At 43.1% G+C, this 21,346-nt stretch carries 22 protein-coding genes; 6 read left to right on the top strand and 16 right to left on the bottom strand.

Going from position 1 to position 21,346, the window contains the following annotated elements; all coding sequences use genetic code 11:
- The 9 genes from H6571_23095 to H6571_23055 form a co-directional block, all read right to left on the bottom strand.
- On the bottom strand, positions 1–1,233 hold the full coding sequence (locus H6571_23095; GenBank protein ID MCB9326633.1) for an MFS transporter: 1,233 nt from the start codon (positions 1,231–1,233) through the stop codon (positions 1–3).
- A gap of 50 nt (positions 1,234–1,283) precedes the next feature.
- Positions 1,284–2,066 carry an ABC transporter permease gene (locus H6571_23090; protein MCB9326632.1) on the bottom strand — a complete coding sequence of 261 codons (783 nt, stop codon included), beginning with the start codon at positions 2,064–2,066 and terminating at the stop codon, positions 1,284–1,286.
- Between the two features lie 25 nt (positions 2,067–2,091).
- Positions 2,092–2,799 carry an ABC transporter ATP-binding protein gene (locus tag H6571_23085; protein ID MCB9326631.1) on the bottom strand — a complete coding sequence of 236 codons (708 nt, stop codon included), beginning with the start codon at positions 2,797–2,799 and terminating at the stop codon, positions 2,092–2,094.
- Entirely contained in the window at positions 2,793–4,028 is a 1,236-nt protein-coding gene (nosD, locus tag H6571_23080; GenBank protein ID MCB9326630.1) for a nitrous oxide reductase family maturation protein NosD, read from the bottom strand. The genes H6571_23085 and nosD overlap by 7 nt, the downstream gene beginning before the upstream one ends.
- Positions 4,029–4,320: 292 nt before the next feature.
- Entirely contained in the window at positions 4,321–4,770 is a 450-nt protein-coding gene (locus H6571_23075; protein MCB9326629.1) for a nitrous oxide reductase accessory protein NosL, read from the bottom strand.
- Positions 4,771–4,893: 123 nt separating this feature from the next.
- Positions 4,894–5,490, bottom strand: coding sequence for a hypothetical protein (locus tag H6571_23070; protein ID MCB9326628.1), 597 nt, complete (start codon positions 5,488–5,490; stop codon positions 4,894–4,896).
- Positions 5,491–5,601: 111 nt separating this feature from the next.
- Positions 5,602–7,569 carry a Sec-dependent nitrous-oxide reductase gene (gene nosZ / locus H6571_23065; protein ID MCB9326627.1) on the bottom strand — a complete coding sequence of 656 codons (1,968 nt, stop codon included), beginning with the start codon at positions 7,567–7,569 and terminating at the stop codon, positions 5,602–5,604.
- Positions 7,570–7,612: 43 nt separating this feature from the next.
- A complete protein-coding gene (locus H6571_23060) occupies positions 7,613–8,191 on the bottom strand; it encodes a fasciclin domain-containing protein (protein MCB9326626.1) in 579 nt (192 codons plus the stop codon).
- Positions 8,192–8,463: 272 nt separating this feature from the next.
- Positions 8,464–8,931 (bottom strand): cytochrome c, encoded by a 468-nt coding sequence (locus H6571_23055; protein MCB9326625.1) that lies wholly within the window; start codon positions 8,929–8,931, stop codon positions 8,464–8,466.
- Positions 8,932–9,122: 191 nt separating this feature from the next.
- On the opposite strand from H6571_23055, the gene H6571_23050 reads away from it, so the two are divergent.
- The gene (locus tag H6571_23050; protein ID MCB9326624.1) at positions 9,123–10,181 is read left to right on the top strand and encodes a VOC family protein; all 1,059 of its coding nucleotides are present in this window, start codon (positions 9,123–9,125) and stop codon (positions 10,179–10,181) included.
- Positions 10,182–10,307: 126 nt separating this feature from the next.
- Here H6571_23050 and H6571_23045 read toward each other — a convergent pair whose 3' ends face one another.
- Positions 10,308–10,904 (bottom strand): transferase hexapeptide repeat family protein, encoded by a 597-nt coding sequence (locus H6571_23045; GenBank protein ID MCB9326623.1) that lies wholly within the window; start codon positions 10,902–10,904, stop codon positions 10,308–10,310.
- Between the two features lie 268 nt (positions 10,905–11,172).
- On the opposite strand from H6571_23045, the gene H6571_23040 reads away from it, so the two are divergent.
- Entirely contained in the window at positions 11,173–12,078 is a 906-nt protein-coding gene (locus tag H6571_23040; GenBank protein ID MCB9326622.1) for a hypothetical protein, read from the top strand.
- Positions 12,079–12,082: 4 nt separating this feature from the next.
- Here H6571_23040 and H6571_23035 read toward each other — a convergent pair whose 3' ends face one another.
- The gene (locus H6571_23035; protein ID MCB9326621.1) at positions 12,083–12,535 is read right to left on the bottom strand and encodes a hypothetical protein; all 453 of its coding nucleotides are present in this window, start codon (positions 12,533–12,535) and stop codon (positions 12,083–12,085) included.
- A 164-nt stretch (positions 12,536–12,699) separates the two neighbouring features.
- On the opposite strand from H6571_23035, the gene H6571_23030 reads away from it, so the two are divergent.
- The 4 genes from H6571_23030 (at position 12,700) to H6571_23015 (ending at position 16,056) form a co-directional block, all read left to right on the top strand.
- Positions 12,700–13,239 carry an RNA polymerase sigma factor gene (locus H6571_23030; GenBank protein ID MCB9326620.1) on the top strand — a complete coding sequence of 180 codons (540 nt, stop codon included), beginning with the start codon at positions 12,700–12,702 and terminating at the stop codon, positions 13,237–13,239.
- Positions 13,240–13,254: 15 nt separating this feature from the next.
- A complete protein-coding gene (locus tag H6571_23025) occupies positions 13,255–13,782 on the top strand; it encodes a hypothetical protein (GenBank protein MCB9326619.1) in 528 nt (175 codons plus the stop codon).
- 53 nt (positions 13,783–13,835) lie between these two features.
- Positions 13,836–14,288 carry a hypothetical protein gene (locus H6571_23020; protein ID MCB9326618.1) on the top strand — a complete coding sequence of 151 codons (453 nt, stop codon included), beginning with the start codon at positions 13,836–13,838 and terminating at the stop codon, positions 14,286–14,288.
- Positions 14,289–14,652: 364 nt separating this feature from the next.
- Positions 14,653–16,056: a tetratricopeptide repeat protein gene (locus tag H6571_23015; protein ID MCB9326617.1), complete on the top strand. Its 1,404-nt coding sequence runs from the start codon at positions 14,653–14,655 to the stop codon at positions 16,054–16,056.
- An 11-nt stretch (positions 16,057–16,067) separates the two neighbouring features.
- On the opposite strand, the gene H6571_23010 is transcribed toward H6571_23015, so the two are convergent.
- The 5 genes from H6571_23010 to H6571_22990 all read right to left on the bottom strand — a co-directional run bounded on the left by H6571_23010 (position 16,068) and on the right by H6571_22990 (position 20,894).
- Entirely contained in the window at positions 16,068–16,820 is a 753-nt protein-coding gene (locus H6571_23010; GenBank protein ID MCB9326616.1) for an ROK family protein, read from the bottom strand.
- A 123-nt stretch (positions 16,821–16,943) separates the two neighbouring features.
- The gene (locus tag H6571_23005) at positions 16,944–17,840 is read right to left on the bottom strand and encodes a peptidylprolyl isomerase (GenBank protein ID MCB9326615.1); all 897 of its coding nucleotides are present in this window, start codon (positions 17,838–17,840) and stop codon (positions 16,944–16,946) included.
- A gap of 21 nt (positions 17,841–17,861) precedes the next feature.
- The gene (locus H6571_23000; protein MCB9326614.1) at positions 17,862–18,506 is read right to left on the bottom strand and encodes a peptidylprolyl isomerase; all 645 of its coding nucleotides are present in this window, start codon (positions 18,504–18,506) and stop codon (positions 17,862–17,864) included.
- 132 nt (positions 18,507–18,638) lie between these two features.
- Positions 18,639–18,992, bottom strand: coding sequence for a hypothetical protein (locus tag H6571_22995; protein MCB9326613.1), 354 nt, complete (start codon positions 18,990–18,992; stop codon positions 18,639–18,641).
- Between the two features lie 195 nt (positions 18,993–19,187).
- Positions 19,188–20,894 (bottom strand): Ig-like domain-containing protein, encoded by a 1,707-nt coding sequence (locus H6571_22990; protein ID MCB9326612.1) that lies wholly within the window; start codon positions 20,892–20,894, stop codon positions 19,188–19,190.
- Positions 20,895–21,346: the final 452 nt, after the last annotated feature.

Raw genomic sequence — 21,346 nt, 5'->3', positions numbered from 1 at the left:
TTAACTATAACATTTAAGATGGTAGGCAAAATAGCCACTCAACAGAAGGAGGAATAGCGTCAGTCCAAAAAAATAGGCAAATCCCCAAAGGCCAATTATTATCCCTGAAATCAGAGGGAAAATAGTGAGTAAAAGATTGCTGGCACCGGTAAGTCCGGTATAAAATGCCCGGTTTTGATCGGTCGAAATTTCCAGTAGAAGGCCGGCTTTGGTGATGGTAAAAAGGGAGACAAAAATGCCGCCACATAAAAAGAGCAACCGAAAAACAAAGGGGTGTTCCATGAATATTATGGCGGTAATCACCATGAGAATCAGGAGGGATATGGAAAAATACAGCAACTGCTTGTACTTGAATTTATTGGAAAATTGGTAAATGACGAAACTCGTCAACACCAGGCCGATGGTTTTAAAAACGAGAAGTTCTCCCACCACCGTAGCATTGACCACCATTTTAGTTTTTGCAAAAAGGATGATAAAAGGCAAAATGGCCAGGCCGACCCCCAGTGTATTCACCACAAGGATGTAAAAAGTGAGCTGTTGGTGTTCTTTTAATTCTTTGACAATTTTTTGAACGAAAACTTTCAGGTTGGGAATACGTTCTGTTTTGTGCTCTTCCTTGATGAATTCGATGATGGAATAAAACCCGATGGAGGCCAATCCCAGGAAGGCTGCCGCCAGCAAAAACATGGCCAGGTAATTGTCAGGAAAGGTGAAGTGATGAAGCAGTTGCTGAGCCGCCAGGGCCGAAAGGAAAACGCTGACTCCAGAGAGCAATTGCTTGAGGGAAAAAAAGCGTTTCCTGCTTTCAGGGAAAATGGACTTGCCTATGATATCGGTATAGGGAATCTCTGCAAAAGCCCCGCCTATGGAAAAGGTTATGATAAGCATAAATATGAAGATGATGACCCACTCCTGGGTGATTTGAGGCGACAGGTAAAATAAAAGAGCCAGCCCCAGTAGGGAAAATATCCTCGAATTAATTCCCACCAGTAAAAATATCTTTTTATGCTGCCTGTTTTGCAGGAAAGGTGTAAAAAAAAGCTGAGACATCCTGGAACCACCCAGCATGATGGCCGACATCAGTCCCACCAGAAATGTGCCCCCTCCCGAATGGATCAGCATAGCAGGCAGCACCGTATCCACATCCATGAAGTTGATCGCAAGCGCCGCAAAAATAGCGTGCCATATGTAGGATTTAAAATTCCTGTTCGATATGTTGCGGCTCAGTTCCATTGGGCAAAATTACCCTTTGTTTATGGAATTACTTGTGTTTTAAGTCACAATCAGAAGTCTTTTTTCCTGGAGACCCTTATCATGCGCCATAGGGGCATCAATATCCATATCAATAAAACGGTCATTGAAATGATCATCCCGTTGGATGTTCCGAAAAATTGTTGAAAAACAGCTCCTGTATAACCCAGTAACGCTGATATGTCAAGCTTTAGGAGGATCAATACCCTTGACAGGTCAATAGGGTTGAACATCATGGCCCCCAGGGCAAATTTATCCAAAGGATAATCCTGGAAACTGATCATCATAATCATGATGAGTCCATCGTAAATGACGGCCATAAACAGCCAGAGTAATATGGCAAAACCAAATCCTTTTATCTTATCATTAAAGGAAAGGGCTATGTTATACGCCAGGGCAACAAAGATAAAAGTAAGAAAACCTCCCGTGATCAGCAGCGAGGTGAAATCCCAGATATCACCCGACCTGAAAACGCCGTAGGCCACAAAGGGAATTCCCAGCCCGATGATCAGACTGAGTGAAAGGGAAATGGAAACCCCCAGGTATTGCCCTACAAAAATGGTGCTTCGCTTAAGCGGTTGCGAAAGCAGTAATTCAACGAATTCTCTTGAACTGTAATAATACATCACCCCGAAAATTGTCCCGATCAAGGGGGTCAGGACGATGATGATGTTCAGTAAAGTGATGACCGCTTTGTTCACATCGCTGTTCAGAAAAAATAACACAAAACCCAATACCAGGTAAAACAGGAAATACACATAACTCCATCTGCTACGCATCAGGTCAAAAAAACTGTATTTTAATATTTTAAACATTTCTTGCTAAAGTTTATCGGTTCGTTTAAGCATAAGTACCCTTCAGAATTTCCGCAATGGCGTGTTCCAGGTTCGACTGTTGCGTTTGTTGTTTAAGCATGCCTACCGTGCCGTCAAAATAAATATTGCCATCGAGCAGGAAAATAACCCGGTCGGCAATCTCTTCCACCAGGTTCATGATATGAGTGGTAATGAGAATCGTTTTGCCTTTCTTTTTTTCCTTTGCGATTAATTCTTTTAAATAAATCAACGCCACAGGATCCAGCCCTGATGTGGGTTCATCTAAAATGATGAGGGGAGAGTCGAACATAAAAGTCATGACCACATTCACCTTTTGACGGGTTCCGCCCGACAGGTTGCCCAATTTTTTATCGAGGAACGGACCGAGTTTGAACAGCTGGATCAACTCTTCATCCAGGGAGGTCTCACTGCGTAAATTTTTGATCATATCGATCAATTCCCTGACTTTGATGTTTTGTGGAAAATTGGCAATCTGCGGCAAATAGGAAATTTCATTCCTGTATTCCCATTTGCCAATGACTTCCTTACCGTCGATCAATATCTGTCCTTTCTGAGGAATGACCATGCCCAGGATACTTTTGATGAGCGTAGTTTTCCCGGATCCGTTGGGCCCGAGGATAGCGATTATTCCCTTATCTTCGATAGAGAGATTTATTCCCTGTAGGACATCGACCGGACCAAAGCTTTTGTAAAGTTTTTTTATTTCTACCATTTTGCGGGTTTCATTAAAGGATTTTCGTCTTTCAGTTGATCCGGGGTGAAAACGGGGGATACTTTTTCAGAGAAATTGATGATGTCAACAAATAAACTTCTCAGCAGTACAATGGTTTCAGGGTTTTTGTTGACGACGTAGGAAAAGAGGTTTATTGGCCTGTAGGGAACATCTCCGATGCCGTTCCTGTCCAGGTCGTAACCGGTGTACCCGCTCCAAAAATTGCGGTCGAAAAGATTACCGTTCATGCCTCCCTGGTAGGCAATTCCAAAAGAATTGTTCAGGAAATTATTTTGCTTTAATTTATTGCTGTAGCAGGCTCCCAGGAATTTTATGGCCCAGCCGTTATTGAGGAAAATGTTTTCTTCAAAGTTTACCCTCGTCGAGCCATCTGCATTTACGCCTATGGTGTTTTCCTCAAAGGTATTGTGTTTTATTTCGGCGTCGTAAATTTCTTTTAGCAATAGTCCGTAAGAGGCCGTTCCCCAGTTCAGTCGGAAAGTATTATTACGCATGAAAATGTATTTAGAGAACATCACGGCCACTCCTGCGCCATTGTTCTCAAAAAGGTTGTCGAGGTATTCGTCGTTGTTGGAGAACATGAAATGGAGGCCGTAACGGATGTTTCGCTTGCTGATGTTTTTTGCCACTTTACTCGATTTGACAAACTCAAAATAAATGCCGTCGCGCATCTGGTACACCTCGTTTTCCAGTATTTCCATATTGTTGCAGTGCCATAGATGAATGCCGTTGCCGGAGTTGTGTTCTACAATGGCATTGCCGTTGATCACATTTTTTCGAATGATCCCGTCGTGAGACTTTTCGATCAGGTAGGCAAAAAACGGGTTGTTGAAAGTATTTTTTTCGAACAGGAAATGTCCGATTTTAAAAGCATGGACTGCTGCATAGTCTTTCGTATGGCTGTGGGCCACATTGTTGATGACAAAGCCGGATAAGGTCACGCTATCGGCTCCGATCTCAAAAATGGCCCCCTTTTCCTCTCCGTCAACAACAGGCTGATGGAGGCCAATTAATACCAGGGGTTTGGCAATACTGATCTCATGTTCCTTGTAAAGCCCTTTTTTGACAAGGATGGTGTCGAAAGGGCTGGCCAGGTTTATGGCTTCCTTTATTGACTTGACTTTGCAGGCGGGGCAAACTTCGATGGTTTTTCCAAAAGAAAGCAGGCCAATGCATTGTAAGGTGATTATGAGGAAAATTCTGGTCATTATTCAATCAGGTGTTTGGTTGTTTTTAATTCATTTTTGATGCGGTACAGGTTGAAAAAATCTAAAAGCATGCTTTATGCTTGAAAAGGACGCAGACAGGTGCGGGAGCAAAAATAGATTCTAACAAAAGTCAGTGAAATCTGATTTTCACAAAAGATTAAAAAAAACATTTAAGAAACGCGGTAAACATAAATTTACACTTTTGCCACACCTCCGCCCCGGCCCAAAAGTGGAGTCATCGCCGAAAAATGTAAATTTATTTTTGAACCATCCCTAAGAAACCGGGCAGCAATCATTTTTTACTGTACCGGGTCTTCAATTGTTCCCAGGGGATAATTTCCCCTCCATTTTCCTGGAGTATTTCCCGGGCTTCACTTTCGTTTTCAAACCCCGAGAGATTGCCACCCATCGGGCTGGGCAGGCTTTCGCTGATCAGGAAAGTCGCTTTGGTTGCGTCCACCAGTTTCCCCGGAGTGGCGTAATCCGCCAGGAGGAAAAGGCCGATTTCTGCTTCCTGCCAGTCAAACCTGCTTTGCATCATACATTCAATGGCATCATATTTAAAGGCTTTACCTTTTTTTGTGACGATCTCAGCAGCATGTTGATTGTCTACGATGGTCATTTTGCAAAAATGGCAGGCATCTTTTCCATAACCGATGGGAACAGGTTCCACGGCACACGAACTTACAAAGAATGTTAAGATCGAACCGACGGTTAAATAAATTAAATATTCGAATTTCATGGTCAATGTTTTGGCTTTAAACATTAGGTTTTAATTAAATTCAGGCAGCAGTAACCGAGGGGTGATCCTGGTTTGAATGTTTCCTGCCGCCTGAATTTATTCGTTTCGGAATTATGAATGACTTTATTCTTGGGCTTTTGAGGCTTCCTTTTTTCCGACAAAGAAGGCGATCAATGAAATTACCATTCCGGTGAACAGTAGATAAGCCCCTGCCATAGGTAAAGAAATCGCTCTAAAGTTAAGAATAACTTTTGAGCCTATCAAAGGCGGCTGGTAGGCCATGGGCGAACCGTCCGGAGTGGTGAACTTTATTGCTGCCTTAGGATTGAGGCTGTGTCCGTAATCGTACTCCCAGAGGTAGAAGTCATACATGCCTGCAATGCCTAAAATAACCATGAGAATAAACCATACCAGGAAGAGTTTGTAATTTCCTGTAAACGCAAAGATCAACCCCAAAGCGATCATTGCGCCCACTACCCAGGGAAACACTTCGAACTCCTTCATGTGTTCTGGAATTTCCTTCATGCCCACATAGTGGTTCATCAGGTTGATATTTTTTACATCATTGGGTTGGTGATCCGTAATTTTCGTGATCCAGATATCCATGCCGATAGGGTCAGGATATTGAGGGGCTTCAAGGGTAATATTCCACAGTGGAAAAACAAATAATCCCAGGAGGAACAAGGTCCCGATAATCATTAAAATCTTTGATTTTTTCATTTTTTATGTGCTGTTGTTTGTGTATTTGCTGGTTATTAAAGCAGTGGGCAAGCCACCTTAGTTTATAGCTTGCCCACCTGCTTCCTCATGATTCACACAATACTTTATAAATTATTCTCCGTCAAGAGACCATTTTATGGGTACATCTGCTCCCGGAGCAGAAACTCTTACATATCCCTGCATTTCCTGGTGAAGGGCTGAACAGAAATCCGTGCAATAGAATGGCCATACGCCCACTTCTTTAGGTTCCCAGGTAAAGGTTTCCGTTTGTCCGGGCATGATCAGTAATTCAGACGTATTTGCACCAATCATGGCAATGCCGTGAGGTACGTCAAAGTCCTGTTCCAGGTTGGTCACGTGGAAGTAAACCCGGTCACCCACTTTAACGCCTTCAATGTTGTCAGGAGCAAAGTGACTCCGGATCATGGTCATATAAACGTGGACATTTTTTCCATCACGAACCACCTTGGCTTCCTTTTCAGATTTTGTAGCGAACGGGTGATTGTTGTCTTCAAGCCTGTAAATTTTCTGCGAATTAGGTATGATTAAATCAGCAGGAGCACCGGCTGCATAGTGGGGTTCCCCAATGGTGGGAAAGTCCAGGATCAGCTCCATTTTGTCTCCACTGATATCGTACAGCTGGGCAGACTGGCAAAGTTCAGGACCTGTGGGCAGGTAACGGTCTTTGGTGATCTTATTCATCGCAACCAGGTACTTGTCGTAAGGTTTTCTTGAGTTACCTCCGGGGATCATCAGGTGACCAACAGAATAGTAGGTTGGTTTTCTGTCCAATACTTCCCAGGTGCCAAGTTTCCACTTCACGACCTCTGAAGAGATAAAGAAAGTAGTATAGGCATTGCCCCGGGTATCGAATTCGGTATGCAAAGGGCCGAGACCCGGTTGCTCAACAGTACCGGCATTTACGGCGTCAAAGTTTAAGATCGGAATGCCATAAGCATCACCATCAAAAGCTTTGTCTTCGATAGCCTTCAGCATTTTGGTGAAAGAGTGAACGGTCAGGGCTGCAGCCAATTTACCGCTACCCACGATATATTCTCCTGTAGGGTCAACATCACAACCGTGTGGAGATTTAGGGGTGGGGAGGAAGTAAACCAAATCCGTAAAATCGGCAGGATTTAAAACTCTGACTTCGGTCATCATGCTGGAAGTGGCGGAATGGGTACCTTCATCATAAACGTTGTGAGCATATTTCGAAGGCATAGTAGTGAATTTGCCCTGTGCAATATACTCTTCTGCTTTTTTCCAGTTAATGGCAGCAATAAAGTCCTTATCGTTTTGTGAAGCATTCACCTCGAGGAGGGTGTTGGCTTCTTCTGTATTGTAGGAAGAGAAGAACATCCAGCCGTGGGATTTTCCTCTGCCTGGGTGGGCCAGGTCAAAGTTAAAACCGGGCATCAGTACCTGGAAGGCAATGTTCATATGTCCGGATTCAGGATCTACCTTAATGAAGGATAAAGCCCCTTTAAAGTTGCCTTTGTATTGGTCGATAGGCATATCCCGTTGTGGTACGGGAACGCCAAAACGAGTACCGGCAACCACGTATTCTGTATTTTCAGTAACGAAAGAGGAGCTGTGGTTTCCCGCACTGTTAGGGATCTCGATGATCTCTTCCGTTTCGAAAGTCTTCAGACTGATACGGGCGATACGAGGGGTATTGTTTCCATTAATGAAACACCATCTGCCGTCAATGACCCCTTCTGTCTGGGAAAGGTCAGGGTGGTGAGAATCATCCCAGGGAACAAAACCGTGAGAAGTTTCGAGCAATGGTTTTGTTTCTTCATTGAATCCATAAGCCTTTTCACCGTCAACGGAGAAAACAGGGATAACTTTGAATAATCTTCCTGATGGTAATCCATAAACGGCTAATTGGCCGCTGAATCCACCGGAAATAAAAGCATAAAATTCGTCGAGCTCTCCAGGAGCAACAAATGCTTTTTCAGCTGCGCTGCCGCCAATGGCACCGCTATTGGAATTGGAACCACCATTTGAACAACTGGTCATTGTCCATAAACTTGCAAATAGCAATGCGAAGGTGATCGTTTTTAATATTACTCTCATATTAAAGTGATTTTTTTTGTTAGGTTTTAAATTTTTCGTTCTGTTATTTTTTTGGCAAAATGACCTCGTCGATTACATTGATGACACCGTTTGAGGTATAGATGGTTCCAAGAATCTTTTTGCCATCGACAAAAACGTCGTCACCTTCAGTCGTCACCTCCAGGTAATCTCCTGTGGCCATGTAGAGTTTTCTGCCTTTTTGGGCTTCTTTTCTAAGGGCTTCAGGATCGTAAGAGCCCGGAGCGGCATGGCGGGTAAGAATGTTTGCCAACGTAGCTTTGTTTTCCGGTTTCAACAGGTTTTCTACTGTTCCTTCAGGAAGTTTTTCGAAGGCAGCATTTGTAGGTGCGAAAACGGTCAGCGGGCCTGCATTAACCAAAACGTGTTCGATTGATGCAGCCTGCACTGCGGCCACTAAAGTGGTGTGGTCCGGAGAGCCGGCAGCGACTTGTAAGATGTTTTTGGCTGAGACATCATCCTGAACGGATGCCTGTCCTTTCGGCGTATTGGCTTCGTAATTGCCAGAGGCGTCTCCGGCGGCTGTGTTTTGTGGTCCTCCTGAATTACAGGCAGTAATTACCAGCCCGGAAACGAGCAGGACGAATAGGATTTTGAATTTCATTGATGTTTGATTTATAACGTTCTAAAATATGCAATAATGGCTCGTATTTTGGTTTTTGGGTATGTTATTGGTTAGTCAATTGAGCATTCTTGAAATTCATATAACGTTCGGGGAAAACATCAGAAAAGCGTTTGAAAGAGGAACTAAGGAAAATTTAAAATGATAAATTTAAAACCTACCTGCAGACGCAGGAATGCAGGTTGAAAAGTGCTGATTTACAGCGACTTACAGGATTAAGGATGTCAATTTATTTTTTCATTGTTCCTATTGTATTATAAAGTCCTGAAATATTCCAGGATGGCTCTTGCTTCTTCCTGTGTAAGGCCCTGGTTGGCCATAGGGGCTCCATTATATTCCATCAGCAATTTTTTTGCAATAGGATCTTCCTGGATCATTTTTTCCGGATCGAGGATCATATTCATGATCCAGGTTGGATTTCTTCTTTGCAGGATACCGGCAGGAGCAGGGCCGATGAATTTTTTGTCAGGTTTATGGCAGGCGGTACATTTGGCCTCGTAAACCTCAATTCCTTTGGTGACAAGGGCTTCGTCAATGGTTTCAGGAAGCGTAATAGCTTCGGTGATCGGCCCAATGCCTAAGTTGTCCATAGGATCCGCCTCATCCGCTATCATGGATTTCGGCGCGGGCTTAGGCGTTCCGTCGGTTGTAGGAGTCTCTCCTCCGCAGGAAAAGAATAGAAGGAGGATAAGACTAAAAATGGATAGGGCTTGAATTCTCATTGTGTATTAAATTTATTAGTTTGAAAAGATAAAAGAACAGAACAAAGATAGCTTATTTAGAATGTGTCTAAATATGACAAAAGTCAGGGATGTATGGTGATTTTTGTCATTTTGAGATTATTAATGGCCTTTATATTGTTTGATCTTCCAAATTATAATTTAAGATATTATCTTCGCTCAAATTTTTTTTTATGAGTAGTTTAATCAGTGGAATACAGCAGATGGGGGTCGGAGTGACCGATTTGCATGAAGCATGGAAATGGTACCGTCAGAATTTTGGTATGGATATCCGGGTTTTTGAAGATGAGGCGGTAGCTGAATTGATGTTGCCACACACAGCAGGCCAACCAAGAAAACGTTATGCCGCCCTGGCCATGAATATGCAGGGAGGAGGCGGATTTGAGATTTGGCAACATACCGGTAAAACGCCGGAACCCTGTAGTTTTGACATTCTTATTGGTGATCTCGGTATCAATATCGCCAAGGTGAAATCAAAGGATGTCAGGGCCGCCTATCATGATTTTACCGAAAAAGAACTCGATCTGTTGGGTGAGGTCGTAACCGATCCTTCAGGTAACATGCACTTTTTTGTCCGAGATTTATACGGAAATATCTTCCAGGTAGTCAATGAGGAACACGTTTTTATGGCGGATAAATCCGTCAACGGAGGCATATACGGCGCCATGATCGGCGTGACTGATTTTGAAAAGGCCCGCACTGTTTATTGCGATATTTTGGGATACGACGAAGTGGTTTATGATAAGGAAGGTGTCTTTGATGATTTGTCCGGCCTACCCGGAGGAAAAGAAACCTTACGCCGTGTTTTATTGAGGCATAAGGAGGAAAGAATGGGGCCGTTTTCCAAATTGTTGGGTCCCTCTCAAATTGAATTGATTTGCGTAAAAAGTCGTACGCCACAAAAAATATACGAAGGCAGAATTTGGGGAGACCCCGGGTTTATTCATCTCTGTTTTGATATCCAGGGCATGGACGGACTCCGAAAAAGATGTGCTGCGAAAGGATTTCCTTTTACGGTGGATAGTGCGGATAGTTTTGATATGGGCGTGGCAGCCGGTCACTTTGCCTATATCGAAGATCCTGACGGTACCCTGATCGAGTTTGTGGAGACCCACAAATTGCCTATTATTGAAAAGATCGGTTGGTATATGAATATTCAAAAGCGTAAACTTGGCAAACGTTTGCCCAACTGGATGGTAAAAACCATGTCCTGGGGGAGGATTAAGGATTAGATTGCTTGATGCTGGTTGCTTGATGCTGGTTGCTTGATGCTTTGCTTGATATTGGTTACTGGTTGCTGGATACTGGGAGACTTGTTTCTGAACGCTGGTTACTGGTTGCCGGAAGACTTGTTTTTCTCAGTCTTTCTGTGCTTTTCGCCATACCTCAAACAACTTCTCCTGAGAAGGGCGGTCTTCGGGCACTTCCCGAAGCGGCTCACAGGGTTTCAAGGTTTCATGACATTCTTTGGGTAGTTGTTGGTAAAGTTGGGTGCCCTTGGTTTTCCAGGCGATCATTTCATCGCTTACCTGTTTGATAATACGTGCCGGGTTGCCGACTACCAGGCTCCTGGCCGGAATTTTTTCCCCGGATTTTACAAAAGCCAGGGCGCCGATAATACATTCGTCCCCAATCTCTGCCTCATCCATGATGACGCTGTTCATTCCCACCAAAACATTTTCACCGATAGTGCCACCGTGTATGATGGCGCCGTGACCGATATGGGCCCCTTTTTTCAGCCGGGTGGTGGTGCCCGGAAACATGTGGATGGTACAGTTTTCCTGGACATTACAGCCGTCCTCGATAATGATTTCCCCCCAGTCGCCGCGAATGGCAGCCCCCGGCCCCACATAGACGTCTTTCCCGATGATTACATTCCCCGTGACGGTCGCCTGAGGATGAATGAATGAAGATTCGTGAACTATTGGCCGGAATCCTTTGAATTCGTAGATCATTTTCAGAAATTTAGGTCTGTGATGGTTTAGGATCATAAAATTAATGGCTTGATCCTTTTTTTTAACATCGGGCAGGGTTTATTGTTGAATTTTTTAATGCGAGAATGCGGCAAGGGCTGTAATTTTTCCCGAAAGGAGCAAAAAATGTTCAATAAAATAATATGTAGCCCAACAAAGTTATCCCTATAAAAAAGCATCTTTCACAGAGCACCCAATAACCAGTATCGAGTAACCAGCAACCAGCACCGAGTAACCAGCAACCAGCAAAATGGCACAATTCAGATGGTCATATTTAAGCCCGCAGGGGAAGCGTCACATTGTAGGCATATTTCATGGCGAGCGTACCGGCCATTTGATGATCTATGTAAATTCTAAAGTCGTCCAGATAGATTTTAAGGTTTTCGAGGATAAACTTTACAGTTTTTTTATTGATGAAGAACTTTGTGAAGTTAGTGTGGAAAAGAAAGGCGAGCGGTTTTCTTATGAGTTTAAATTGAACAAAGATGCCGATACCCCTCTCAACAGGAGGCGCAAAGCTTTTAACCGGGTAAACCGTAACCGGATTATCGCCCTTTTTGTCGGACTGGCCCTTTTTATCACCTTGGGGTTAGTGTTTGGCAGTTATCAGAAACGCAAAAGAGAAAAGGAAAAACAGGAAAGATTGGAGACTTTGATGGCCCGTAAAACGGCGAGGGCTACTGCGACCATTGATTCTATAAAGTGGTCTGGGGATCAGGGGATTTTTTTTTACACCTTTCCCGAGGGAGATGCTTTGAGCAATGGTCAGACTCATTTTGAACGGTCAGGGGTGGCCTATTATTCGGAAGGCCTTCCCATTGAAAAGGGAGATGAATTTCTCGTTGAATACAATTCTTCGGGGAATTCCTCTAAACTTTTGCTGAATGAGCCAACGAGTTTGCAGTGGTCAAATTACCTGCGCAGGGCTTATATTGTGGAAGAAAAATTCAATCCCCATCTTTCCGGAAGGGAAATTTTGTGCCGGGTGGAATGCGCCTATAGAGTTGGCGGTTTGCCGGGCCTGGCGGATGTCTATTTCCAGGATCGTTCACCGGAAGCCAATCCCCGGCACAATGAATTGACCTACAAACGGCTGGTCAGGGATATTCCCTTTCAAACGGCATACAAACAATATTGTCTTCCCGGGCTGGAATAAAATTCTATTCTCCTACAAATTCAGGGATATACATTTTTTCTATTCTTCTCATCGGTCCGTGACAGGAGGCTTCGTGGCAATTCATGCAGGCATTCACTACGCCCTTATAGGCTTCGGATCTTTGTGTTTTTTCGCTATTTTCAAGTTCATCCACTGACTGCAGGAAAGCCTGCGCAAAAGCCTGGAATCCATTATCTTTCATACTTTCTTTGGTGGGAATCGCTGTATAAATGGACTTAAAGTCGGAAATGTGCCCTATTTCTCCTCCTTCCTCGATCACTTTTTTTACGGCCGTAAATTCATCGGCCATCGCTCTCATGAGCAGGGCAAGTTCGCTGTCGCCATTGGGGTTTAGCGCTGCGGTCTCTTGTTTTTGGAGGGCACCTGTTTCTCCGGGGTCCAATTCACAACCAAATAAAAAAAGGATAAAAACGGTTAAAGAAACAATGTATTTCATTAGCATGGATGTTTAAGTTGAGGACAAAAATATTTTTTATCTCTATAAAAACCATCTTAAGCAGTTATTTTTTATTTTTCAAAAAACATTTTAAACCATTTCACTGCAGGGCAGTCAAAAGGCCAGAACCTAAAAACTACCCATTGCAGCCGTTACGAAACCTTATGTCGGACGAACAAATACTGGATATGCTTGTAGACCAGCAACTTGCGGAACGAGGATTTCGTTTGCTGATGGATAAATATCAGGAACGCCTGTATTGGCATGTTCGCCGCATGGTGGTCAGTCACGAAAATGCCAATGATGTGGTTCAAAATAGTTTTGTAAAGGTCTTCCGGAGTATTGGAGGATTTCAGCGGAAATCATCCCTTTATACCTGGTTGTATCGAATTGCGACGAATGAAGCCATCACTTTCCTGAAAAAAGAAAAAAAGAACAGGACAGATTCGCTTGGGGATGAATCAAATAGCCTGGAAAACCAGTTAAAGGCCGACCCTTATTTTGAGGGGGATGAGATTCAGTTGAAACTCCAATGTGCACTGGATCAGTTGCCGGAAAAGCAGCGGTTGGTTTTTAATATGAGGTATTATGAAGAAATGAGTTACCAAAATATGTCCGAAGTGCTGGATACTTCGGTGGGAGCGCTAAAAGCTTCTTATCACCATGCAGCAAAAAAAATTGAAAGCTTTTTAAAAAAAGAGTAATTACACTATACCATAATGGACAAAAAGAATGAGATCAGGCAGGAATTGGAGGAAATAGCTCCATTGCTGAAGGATATACAAATAGATAAAAATGGTTTTCGGGTTCCTGAGAACTATTTCACTCAACTACAGGATGATGTCATGCATCGTGTAAATTCGGTGCCGGAAGCGGCTATATCGGCACCTTCCTTTTTACAAAAAATGCTCCGGGATAGCGCGCACACCATCAATTGGCTGCTTCAACCGCGATATGTTTTGCGAGTGGCCGGATTGGGACTGGTACTTGCCCTGGGTATCTATCTTTTTTTTCCAAAATCAGCGACAAGCGAGAAAGAATACCTGGCCAATATTACGCCTGCTGAAGTGACAGAATACGTCAATCAGCATATCGATGAATTTGAGCTGGATGATATGATTGAAGTGTCAGAAATAGACCCTTCCTCATTTTCCCCTGTGGCCGGATCTTCTGATGAATTCCCTGAAGAATACATAAATGACATCATTGATGACTTTAATCTGGATGAACTTCAGGAGATACTTTGATCAAAATTTAATGAACATTTTATTATCAGGATTTACACTATAAAATTAAGCACATGAAAAAGTGGATGATTTTGGCTATTTTAAGTTTTGTAGCCACGGCAGGCCTTTTGGCACAGCCTAATAAAAAACAGAGAATCAATGCGGCCAAGGTGGCCTATATTACGGACCGCCTTAAATTTACGGAAAAAGAATCTGCCGCTTTTTGGCCCATTTACAATCGGTTCGAGGAGGAGAAAAAGGCCATCAACCAAAAGTATTCCGTTAAGGATGATCCGGACTGGATGCCTGACACGCAAGCAGAGCAGGCCATGCTTGACCGCCTGCAGATGGAGGAAGACCTCACCAAACTGAAACGCGCCTATTATTGGGAATTTAAAAAAGCAATTCCTCCGAGTAAAATTGCCATGTTAACCAAAGCCGAGCGGGAGTTCAAAAAAATGGTGCTCAACAGGATGCAAAACAAACGAAACCCCAATGCCCCGAATAATCGACCTAATGGAAATTAAAAGAACATATTTCGCGGTCCCGACATGATCCGGTTTCATGTCGGGGCTTTTTTTATCCGGAATATTGATTTCTTTTAATATTTATTCACTTGAAAGTCAATTGCTATCAATTTCATCAAAAACTAAGTGTCTGAAAAGCAAACAAAAAATAATTTTCCGCGTAAATAATGAAGGAGATTCTGCTTTACCTTCACGGGTGCCATGTGGTTCAAATTATCGGGCAGGATTGTAAAATAAAGTGGTTTTTTTGAAAAAAAATTGTATATCTTGTTAAGCAAATGCCATGGTGGGAAGTGAATTTGAGTAGCTTTGCCTCTTGGACCAATTGATTAGCAGATATCTTTACAGATATAAACGCGGTTTTATGAATGCGAAAAACGGCAATAATGGAGATGGAATTGATGCTTTGGTGATCAAATACGAATCCAGTTCGAAAAGTGGGCAAACACTTTTTTTTGATGAAAATTCCTTTCTCCAGCTCATAGAGTTCTACGAGCGTGAAGAGCGATTGGATAAAGCCATCGAGGTAGCCAACCAGGCCATTGAGCGATATCTTTTTTCTGTAGATTTTTATCTTCGGAAAGCAGAATTACTCATAGATGCAGGCAAAGAAAAGGCAGCACTCAAGACCCTGGATCGGGCGGAAGCTTTTGCCCCTGGCCAGCTTGAGATTACCCTCTTGAAAGCGGAGGCATTGACTTACCTGGACAGAGGAGGAGAAGCCCTTGAAATGCTGGAGGATGTAAAATTGTTGTCTAACAAAAACACCTTTGGCGAGATTTATCTTATGGAATCTCTTGTTCATGAGTTTAATCACGATTATGAACTGATGTTCCAGGTACTTAAAAGTGCTATTAAACTGGATCCGGAGAATGATGAGGCCCTTGAACGCCTTTGGCTCGCCGTAGAACTTTCCCGAAAGTATAAAGAAAGTATTTCTTTACACAAAGAGATCATCAATGAGCATCCATATTCCTATATGGCCTGGTATAACCTTGGTCATGCTTATGCTTACCTGGGAAACTATGAGGAGGCGATCGAAGCCTATGAATTTTCTTTTGTCATCAATGAAAATTTTGAATACGCCATAAGAGATTGTGCAGATCTTTGTTTTGAGACCAATCAATTCAGAAAAGCCATCAAATATTACATGGAGTTGCTGGATGATGCTGAAGCAGATAGTGATCTTTTTCAAAAAATAGGAGAATCCTACCAGCAATTAGGTAATGGAGCCAAAGCTGTGGAATATTTCCGTCAGGCCCTCAAACTCGACCCCCTTAATGATGAGGTATATTACCATATGGGCGAGTGTTTTGCGCTTCAGGGGCACTGGAAAGAAGCCGCCAGGTTTTATAAAAAAGCGGTAGAAATTGAAGATGGGAGGGAAGAATATTTTGGAGGACTCGCCCTGGCAAAAGCTGAACTGGGGGCATTGGAAGAGGCGGAAGATCATTTTCGCAAAGCCGTTGAAATCGCTCCGGATGAAACCAGATTTTGGATGGAATACGCCTCATTTTTGGTGCGTTTTGACCGTACTGAAGATGCTTTGTCCTTACTGACGGTAGCAGAGATTACGGCGGATAGCGCGCTCCTTCAATTTGGCCAGGTGGCTTGTTTGTTTAGCCTGGGACGCAGAAAAGAAGCCAGCCTTTTGTTGTGGCAGGTTATGGAAGAAGGAGGAGAAGACTATACGGTAATCTTTGATATGGTACCTGAACTGGAGTATGATGAGGAAATCCAGACCATACTCAGTTCTTATTTACCTTAATAAGCGAATATTTATTTTTTGGCATTTATTTCCGCTGCGTATAGTGCTGCACCGATGGTGCCTGCCGCGTTTTTTAATTCAGTGGCATAAACTTCCAAACTGTCATCCAGGAATGATGAGAATTGCTCAAACTCCTTTGTCACCCCACCGCCCAGAATGAAACAATTCGGCGAAAATATTTTATTGAGATGCAGCAGGTATTCGTTTAACTGCCCACCCCATTTTTCCCATGACATATTCTGGCTTTCCCTGACTATGTTGGAACAGTAGCGCTCAGCAATATCTCCCTTAAAAAACAGGTGTCCCAATTCCGTATTGGCAATGAGTTCTCCATCGTAGAACAAGGCAGAACCAATCCCCGTTCCAATAGTCAGGACGATGACGAGTCCCTTTTTTCCTTTTCCGACATCCAGTTTCATCATCGCAAGGCCTGCGGCATCAGCATCGTTTACTGCGGTAACAGGACAACCACATGCCTCGGAGAATATTTTTTCAATAGAAGTACCAATCCAGGATTTTTCAATATTGGAAGCAGTAAGGCATATTCCATTTTTGACCACAGCAGGGAAACCTGCGGCGACAGGTCCCTTCCAGTCATGCATTCTGACTAATTCGGCGAAAGCCAAAGCTACACTTTCAGGGGTGGCGGGCTTTGGAGTGAGCAGCCTTTTCCGGTCTGCCAGTAATTGCCCTGTTACAATATCTACAACGCCTCCTTTGATTCCTGTCCCGCCTACATCAATACCAAGAATATACCGATCCATAGATTGTTTTTTTTATCCCCGGAGTGTTCCCGAGGTCAATTGATAAATCTTTTAATAATTTGATACTATAGTCATTTTAACTTGACTGTCGTTTGCTGCTTTCAAAAAAATGGTGTTAAAAAATTAGTGGATGGGCCTTATGATCATCCATATATCTTCAATGGGCCGGTCACGACCGTCCGTTTTGATTGCTGCAATTTTATCAATAATGTCCATGCCTTCCAGCACGCGTCCAAAAACGGTGTAGTCGCGATCCAGGAAAGGAGTGCCTCCGTATTTTAGATAAGCATCTCTCTGGGCCTGGCTGTAGCGTTGACCTTTTTGAGCTTCCAGTTTATCCAGATCCGATTCAGTAACTGGCCGTCCCTGAACGATGTAAAACTGTGACCCGGAAGAATTTCTCTTGGGATTAACATTATCCGGGAGACGCGCTGCGGCGATAGCGCCTCTGATATGAACCAGCGAATCTACAAATTCAGCAGGAATGGTATAACCTGGTCCTCCCATGCCCAGGGGCATTCCTTCCCTGGCATTTTTGGACTGAGGATCACCGCCCTGTACCATAAAACCCTGGATGACCCTATGGAACAAAAGACTGTCAAAAAAATGTTGTTCGGCCAGTTTGACAAAATTGTCCTGGTGTTTTGGTGTAGAATCGTATAACTGAATAAGAATACTACCGTAGGGCGTTTTTAACTCAATGAGACACAATTCGGGGGCATCGACCACAATGCGCATTTTCTTTTCCTGTACTTTATTCTTGCTGTTGATGGCCTTCATGCGTACAAGGTAGTTTCCCGAAGACATATAACGGTGTGAAGGGGCAACCTCCTCAGAGGTGTTACCGTCTCCGAAATCCCATTCAAAACGTTCCGCTTTTTCGGATTCATTTTCAAATTGTATGGGCGTGGCAGCTTTGGGTGAGTCGTCATAAGTGAATTTGGCGATGGGACGTCCGCAGGAAACCAGCAGGAAGAAAGACAGGGATAAAAAAAGAAGGATCGACTTTGTGTGTATCATTGTTAATTATAAAAGCTGTATTTACTTTAGAATTCGAATGTTCATTTTAATATCTTCAAAGGGGCGGTCAGCATTATCGGTCTTTACGGCGGCTATTTTGTCGATAACCTCCATTCCTTCCACCACTTCTCCGAAGACAGTGTAATCACCATCGAGGAAAGGGGTTCCACCCAGTTCCTGGTAAAGTTTTCGCTGCTCAGGATTGTATTTCAATCCTTTCTGCTGTTCCAACTGGTCGAGGTATTCCTCCGTAATGGGCATGCCTTGCACGATGTAAAACTGTGATCCCGAAGAGCGTTTTTGAGGGTTTGGGGTGCGGGCCGCCGCCAAGGCACCTTTGAGGTGTGGAGCACCGATTTCCGGGTCGAGTTCATAACCTGGGCCCCCCAGACCGAATCGCTGTCCTGGCTCGGCATTTCTGGAGTCCGGGTCACCGCCCTGGATCATAAAGGCATTTTTTACACGATGGAATAACAGGCCGTCATAATATCCTTCCTTGACCAGTTTGATGAAATTGTCCCGATGAATCGGGGTGGAATTGTAAAGCATCACTTTCATCTTTCCAAAATCAGTATCAATCTCGGCATAAGTGACCCCTTTATTTGTCCCTGTTTGACAAGCGGCAAGTGTAATAGCAAAAATGAAAAAAGTAAAAATTCGTTTCATTTTGTCTGATTGTTTTGATTTTAACCCAGGAAGAAAAAATGAATTTGTCACTTCGGTTAGCATTGACGATAATCATTTACAGGGCCAATCGTTTTGTTTACCCTTACGGGATAATATGGTTTAGTAATGTGTTTATTTTTCAACGATGAACGGTCGAAAGTATTCAACAATTTTTGTTTTGAGCAACTCTTCCTGGTTTTTAACCCCTGATTGATCAATGGGTTTTAACAGCTCCCACTGAGGCCATCCATCCACATCCTTTCCAAGATATTTGTAGTGCCCGTCACTGCTCAGGAGCCTGCAAATGGCAATATGCATAAGATCTTGTTTTTCTTCCTTCGAAAAAGCCTCCTGGATTTTTCCAAGCTCCTGAATCCCTATCAGGAAAAGAATGCTATTCAAATCAGGCACTCCTTTTTTATTGAATCTTTCTTTGATCCATCGCCTCAAGTGTTGCCACTCGAAATCTTTTTCCCACACTTCCATAGATAATTTTTTTCTCTTCTTATATCGACGATGACCTCAGGTGGTCAATGGGCCGCCAATGGCCGCTAAGCATTAAAGAACACACAAATATAATCGGTACAGGGTAATTTTCTGTTTTACTAATGAAAATAATCTCGATTTTGAGCATTCCTATGGGAATTAATGACTCATGTTTGCTTTGGAAAACAATTAAATTTAACCTTCTTCCAGATTAATTGAAGTTTCAACATCCCAGTTGGCCCGTAATTTTTCCAGTACCTTCTCGTAAATAGGTTCCGGCTGGCGTTTGTCATCATAACTCCCGGTATCCCAAATTCCGTTTTTATTGAGGTCGGTGACTATTTTGATATGATAATCCCCAGGGGGAAGTGCGTTGACAGATAGTACAAAATTTTCTTTACCCGTAACCGAAAAAGCCTGGATTACCTTTTCATTTTTATCCAAAAGCTCTCCGAGATAAGAAAGGCTGTCCTGCAGACCTTCCATGTTTATCTTTATGTTACCGTAAGACTTTTTCAGGTCAGTAACGTATTTTATTTGTAGGGTATCCTTGTTTTTGAGCCCGAACATATCTTCCACCCCTCCTGGGAAAATATTGAGTGAATAAGAAAGGGAAGCTTTCCATGGAAAGCTGATCAGTAATTTTCTGCGATCTGTCGAATCAATAATCAGGATTGGTTGGATCACTTGCAGCGCCGTATCGGCTAACAGTCGGATAAAAGCCGTATCGAAGGCTGAAAGAGGCCGGGAGAACCCTGCTTCAATTGGAAAAGAAGGATTTAACTTGCCGGGTTTAGTGGATATCCCGGGGATATATTTTAAGGTTTCGGAATTCAGGAAGTTACTTCTGTCGCGTGCCTTAATCGGGATGGTATCATTTAGAAGGCTGTCTTTACGAACGAGTAGTTGCCAGGTATTATCTCCTGATTGGTCATACCAAATATGTAAGCTGTCCACTTCGTAGTTCGTTTGGGGAGGGGAATCATTTAATGTATTCAAACCGGAGTATTCCAGGGTTATGTTGCCCGGAGGCCCGTTAAAGGTTAGGTTTAAATAACCATACTTCATAGAGTCGACTTTGGAAATGTAGAGTGGTAACCTTTCCTGGAAAAGAAGAATTGCAGGTATCTTAACGGGAGGCATAGTACGTTTGCCGGTAGAATCGGGAACAATATTAGTGGTGTCTCCTACTACGATAAAGTCATCTGGAAATCCAATCAACTCTGCTGGATTGTCATATTTGTAATTCTGGTCCACCCTTTTGATGGCAAACCCTTTGAACGTTCCGGCCCGTACATTTTGAATGAGGAAACTTCCTGCTTCATTGGTTTTTCCGAAATAAAACGGATTCTCGGTACGCACTACACTATCGGCCAGGTTTTCATAGAGCATAAAAAAGGCATCTTTCACAGGTTCCTTCGTCCTGGCATCCAATACCTGGCCGCTAACCGTGAGGGAATCAATTACACTGCCTGTCGAAAAAACATATCGCAGGTTTTCTGCCGGGTTCCGTTCCGTGATGTCCCGAACCGCTTCACCAAAATTGATGGTGTAGGTGGCGTTCTCGCGTAAAATGGCCGTTTCTTTAAAATGGAATACGATGGATCTACCCTTGATTTTGACTTCATAATCTTTTCGGTCTACAGGAGGGGAAATGACGATCTGGTTGAATACGTCATTGAGTTCCACCCATTCATCAAATTCCAATTTTATATCCTGAATGGTAAAATTGGTTTGCATATTGGGGGAGGATTTGTCCAATAACAGCCGAGGAGGCGTTTCGTCTTTCGGTCCGCCTTTGGGTGCCACGACATTGGCACAATACCATAGGTTTGCAGTCATGAACACCAATAAAAATATACGAATCCCTTTTTTTAACAATTGGATTTTATTTATTTGCATATCCGGCAAAGTTAATCAACAGGAGCGAAAATATTGTTTTTCCTCAAGGCAACCGAAATATTAACAAAGAATAACTTTTTAGATATGAATGTTGCCCTCGGTAGTTAAGGTGGCGTATAAAGAAAAATTTTGCATAAATGGCAAAATTTTTCGGCAAAAACGAGGTTACGGTGCGCTGCACCTTGATTCCTTTAATCTTTGTTTGACAACAAAGATATTGGTGCGCTGCACCAGTGAAAATAGGAATTTCCCAGGAAGGATATATTTAGGCAATTGAACCCAGAACTCTGCGGATGTTACCATGAGGCTTTTTTGCTGAGCTGCAATTTTTCGGCAAAAACGAGATTACGGTGCGCTGCACCTTGATTCCTCTAATCTTTGTTTGGCAACAAAGATATTGGTGCGCTGCACCCATCTGAATTGGAATTCCCTCGAAAGGATATATTTAAGCA

Source organism: Lewinellaceae bacterium, from assembly GCA_020636105.1.
GTDB lineage: Bacteria > Bacteroidota > Bacteroidia > Chitinophagales > Saprospiraceae > BCD1.
This window is presented reverse-complemented; position numbering and strand designations above follow the sequence as displayed.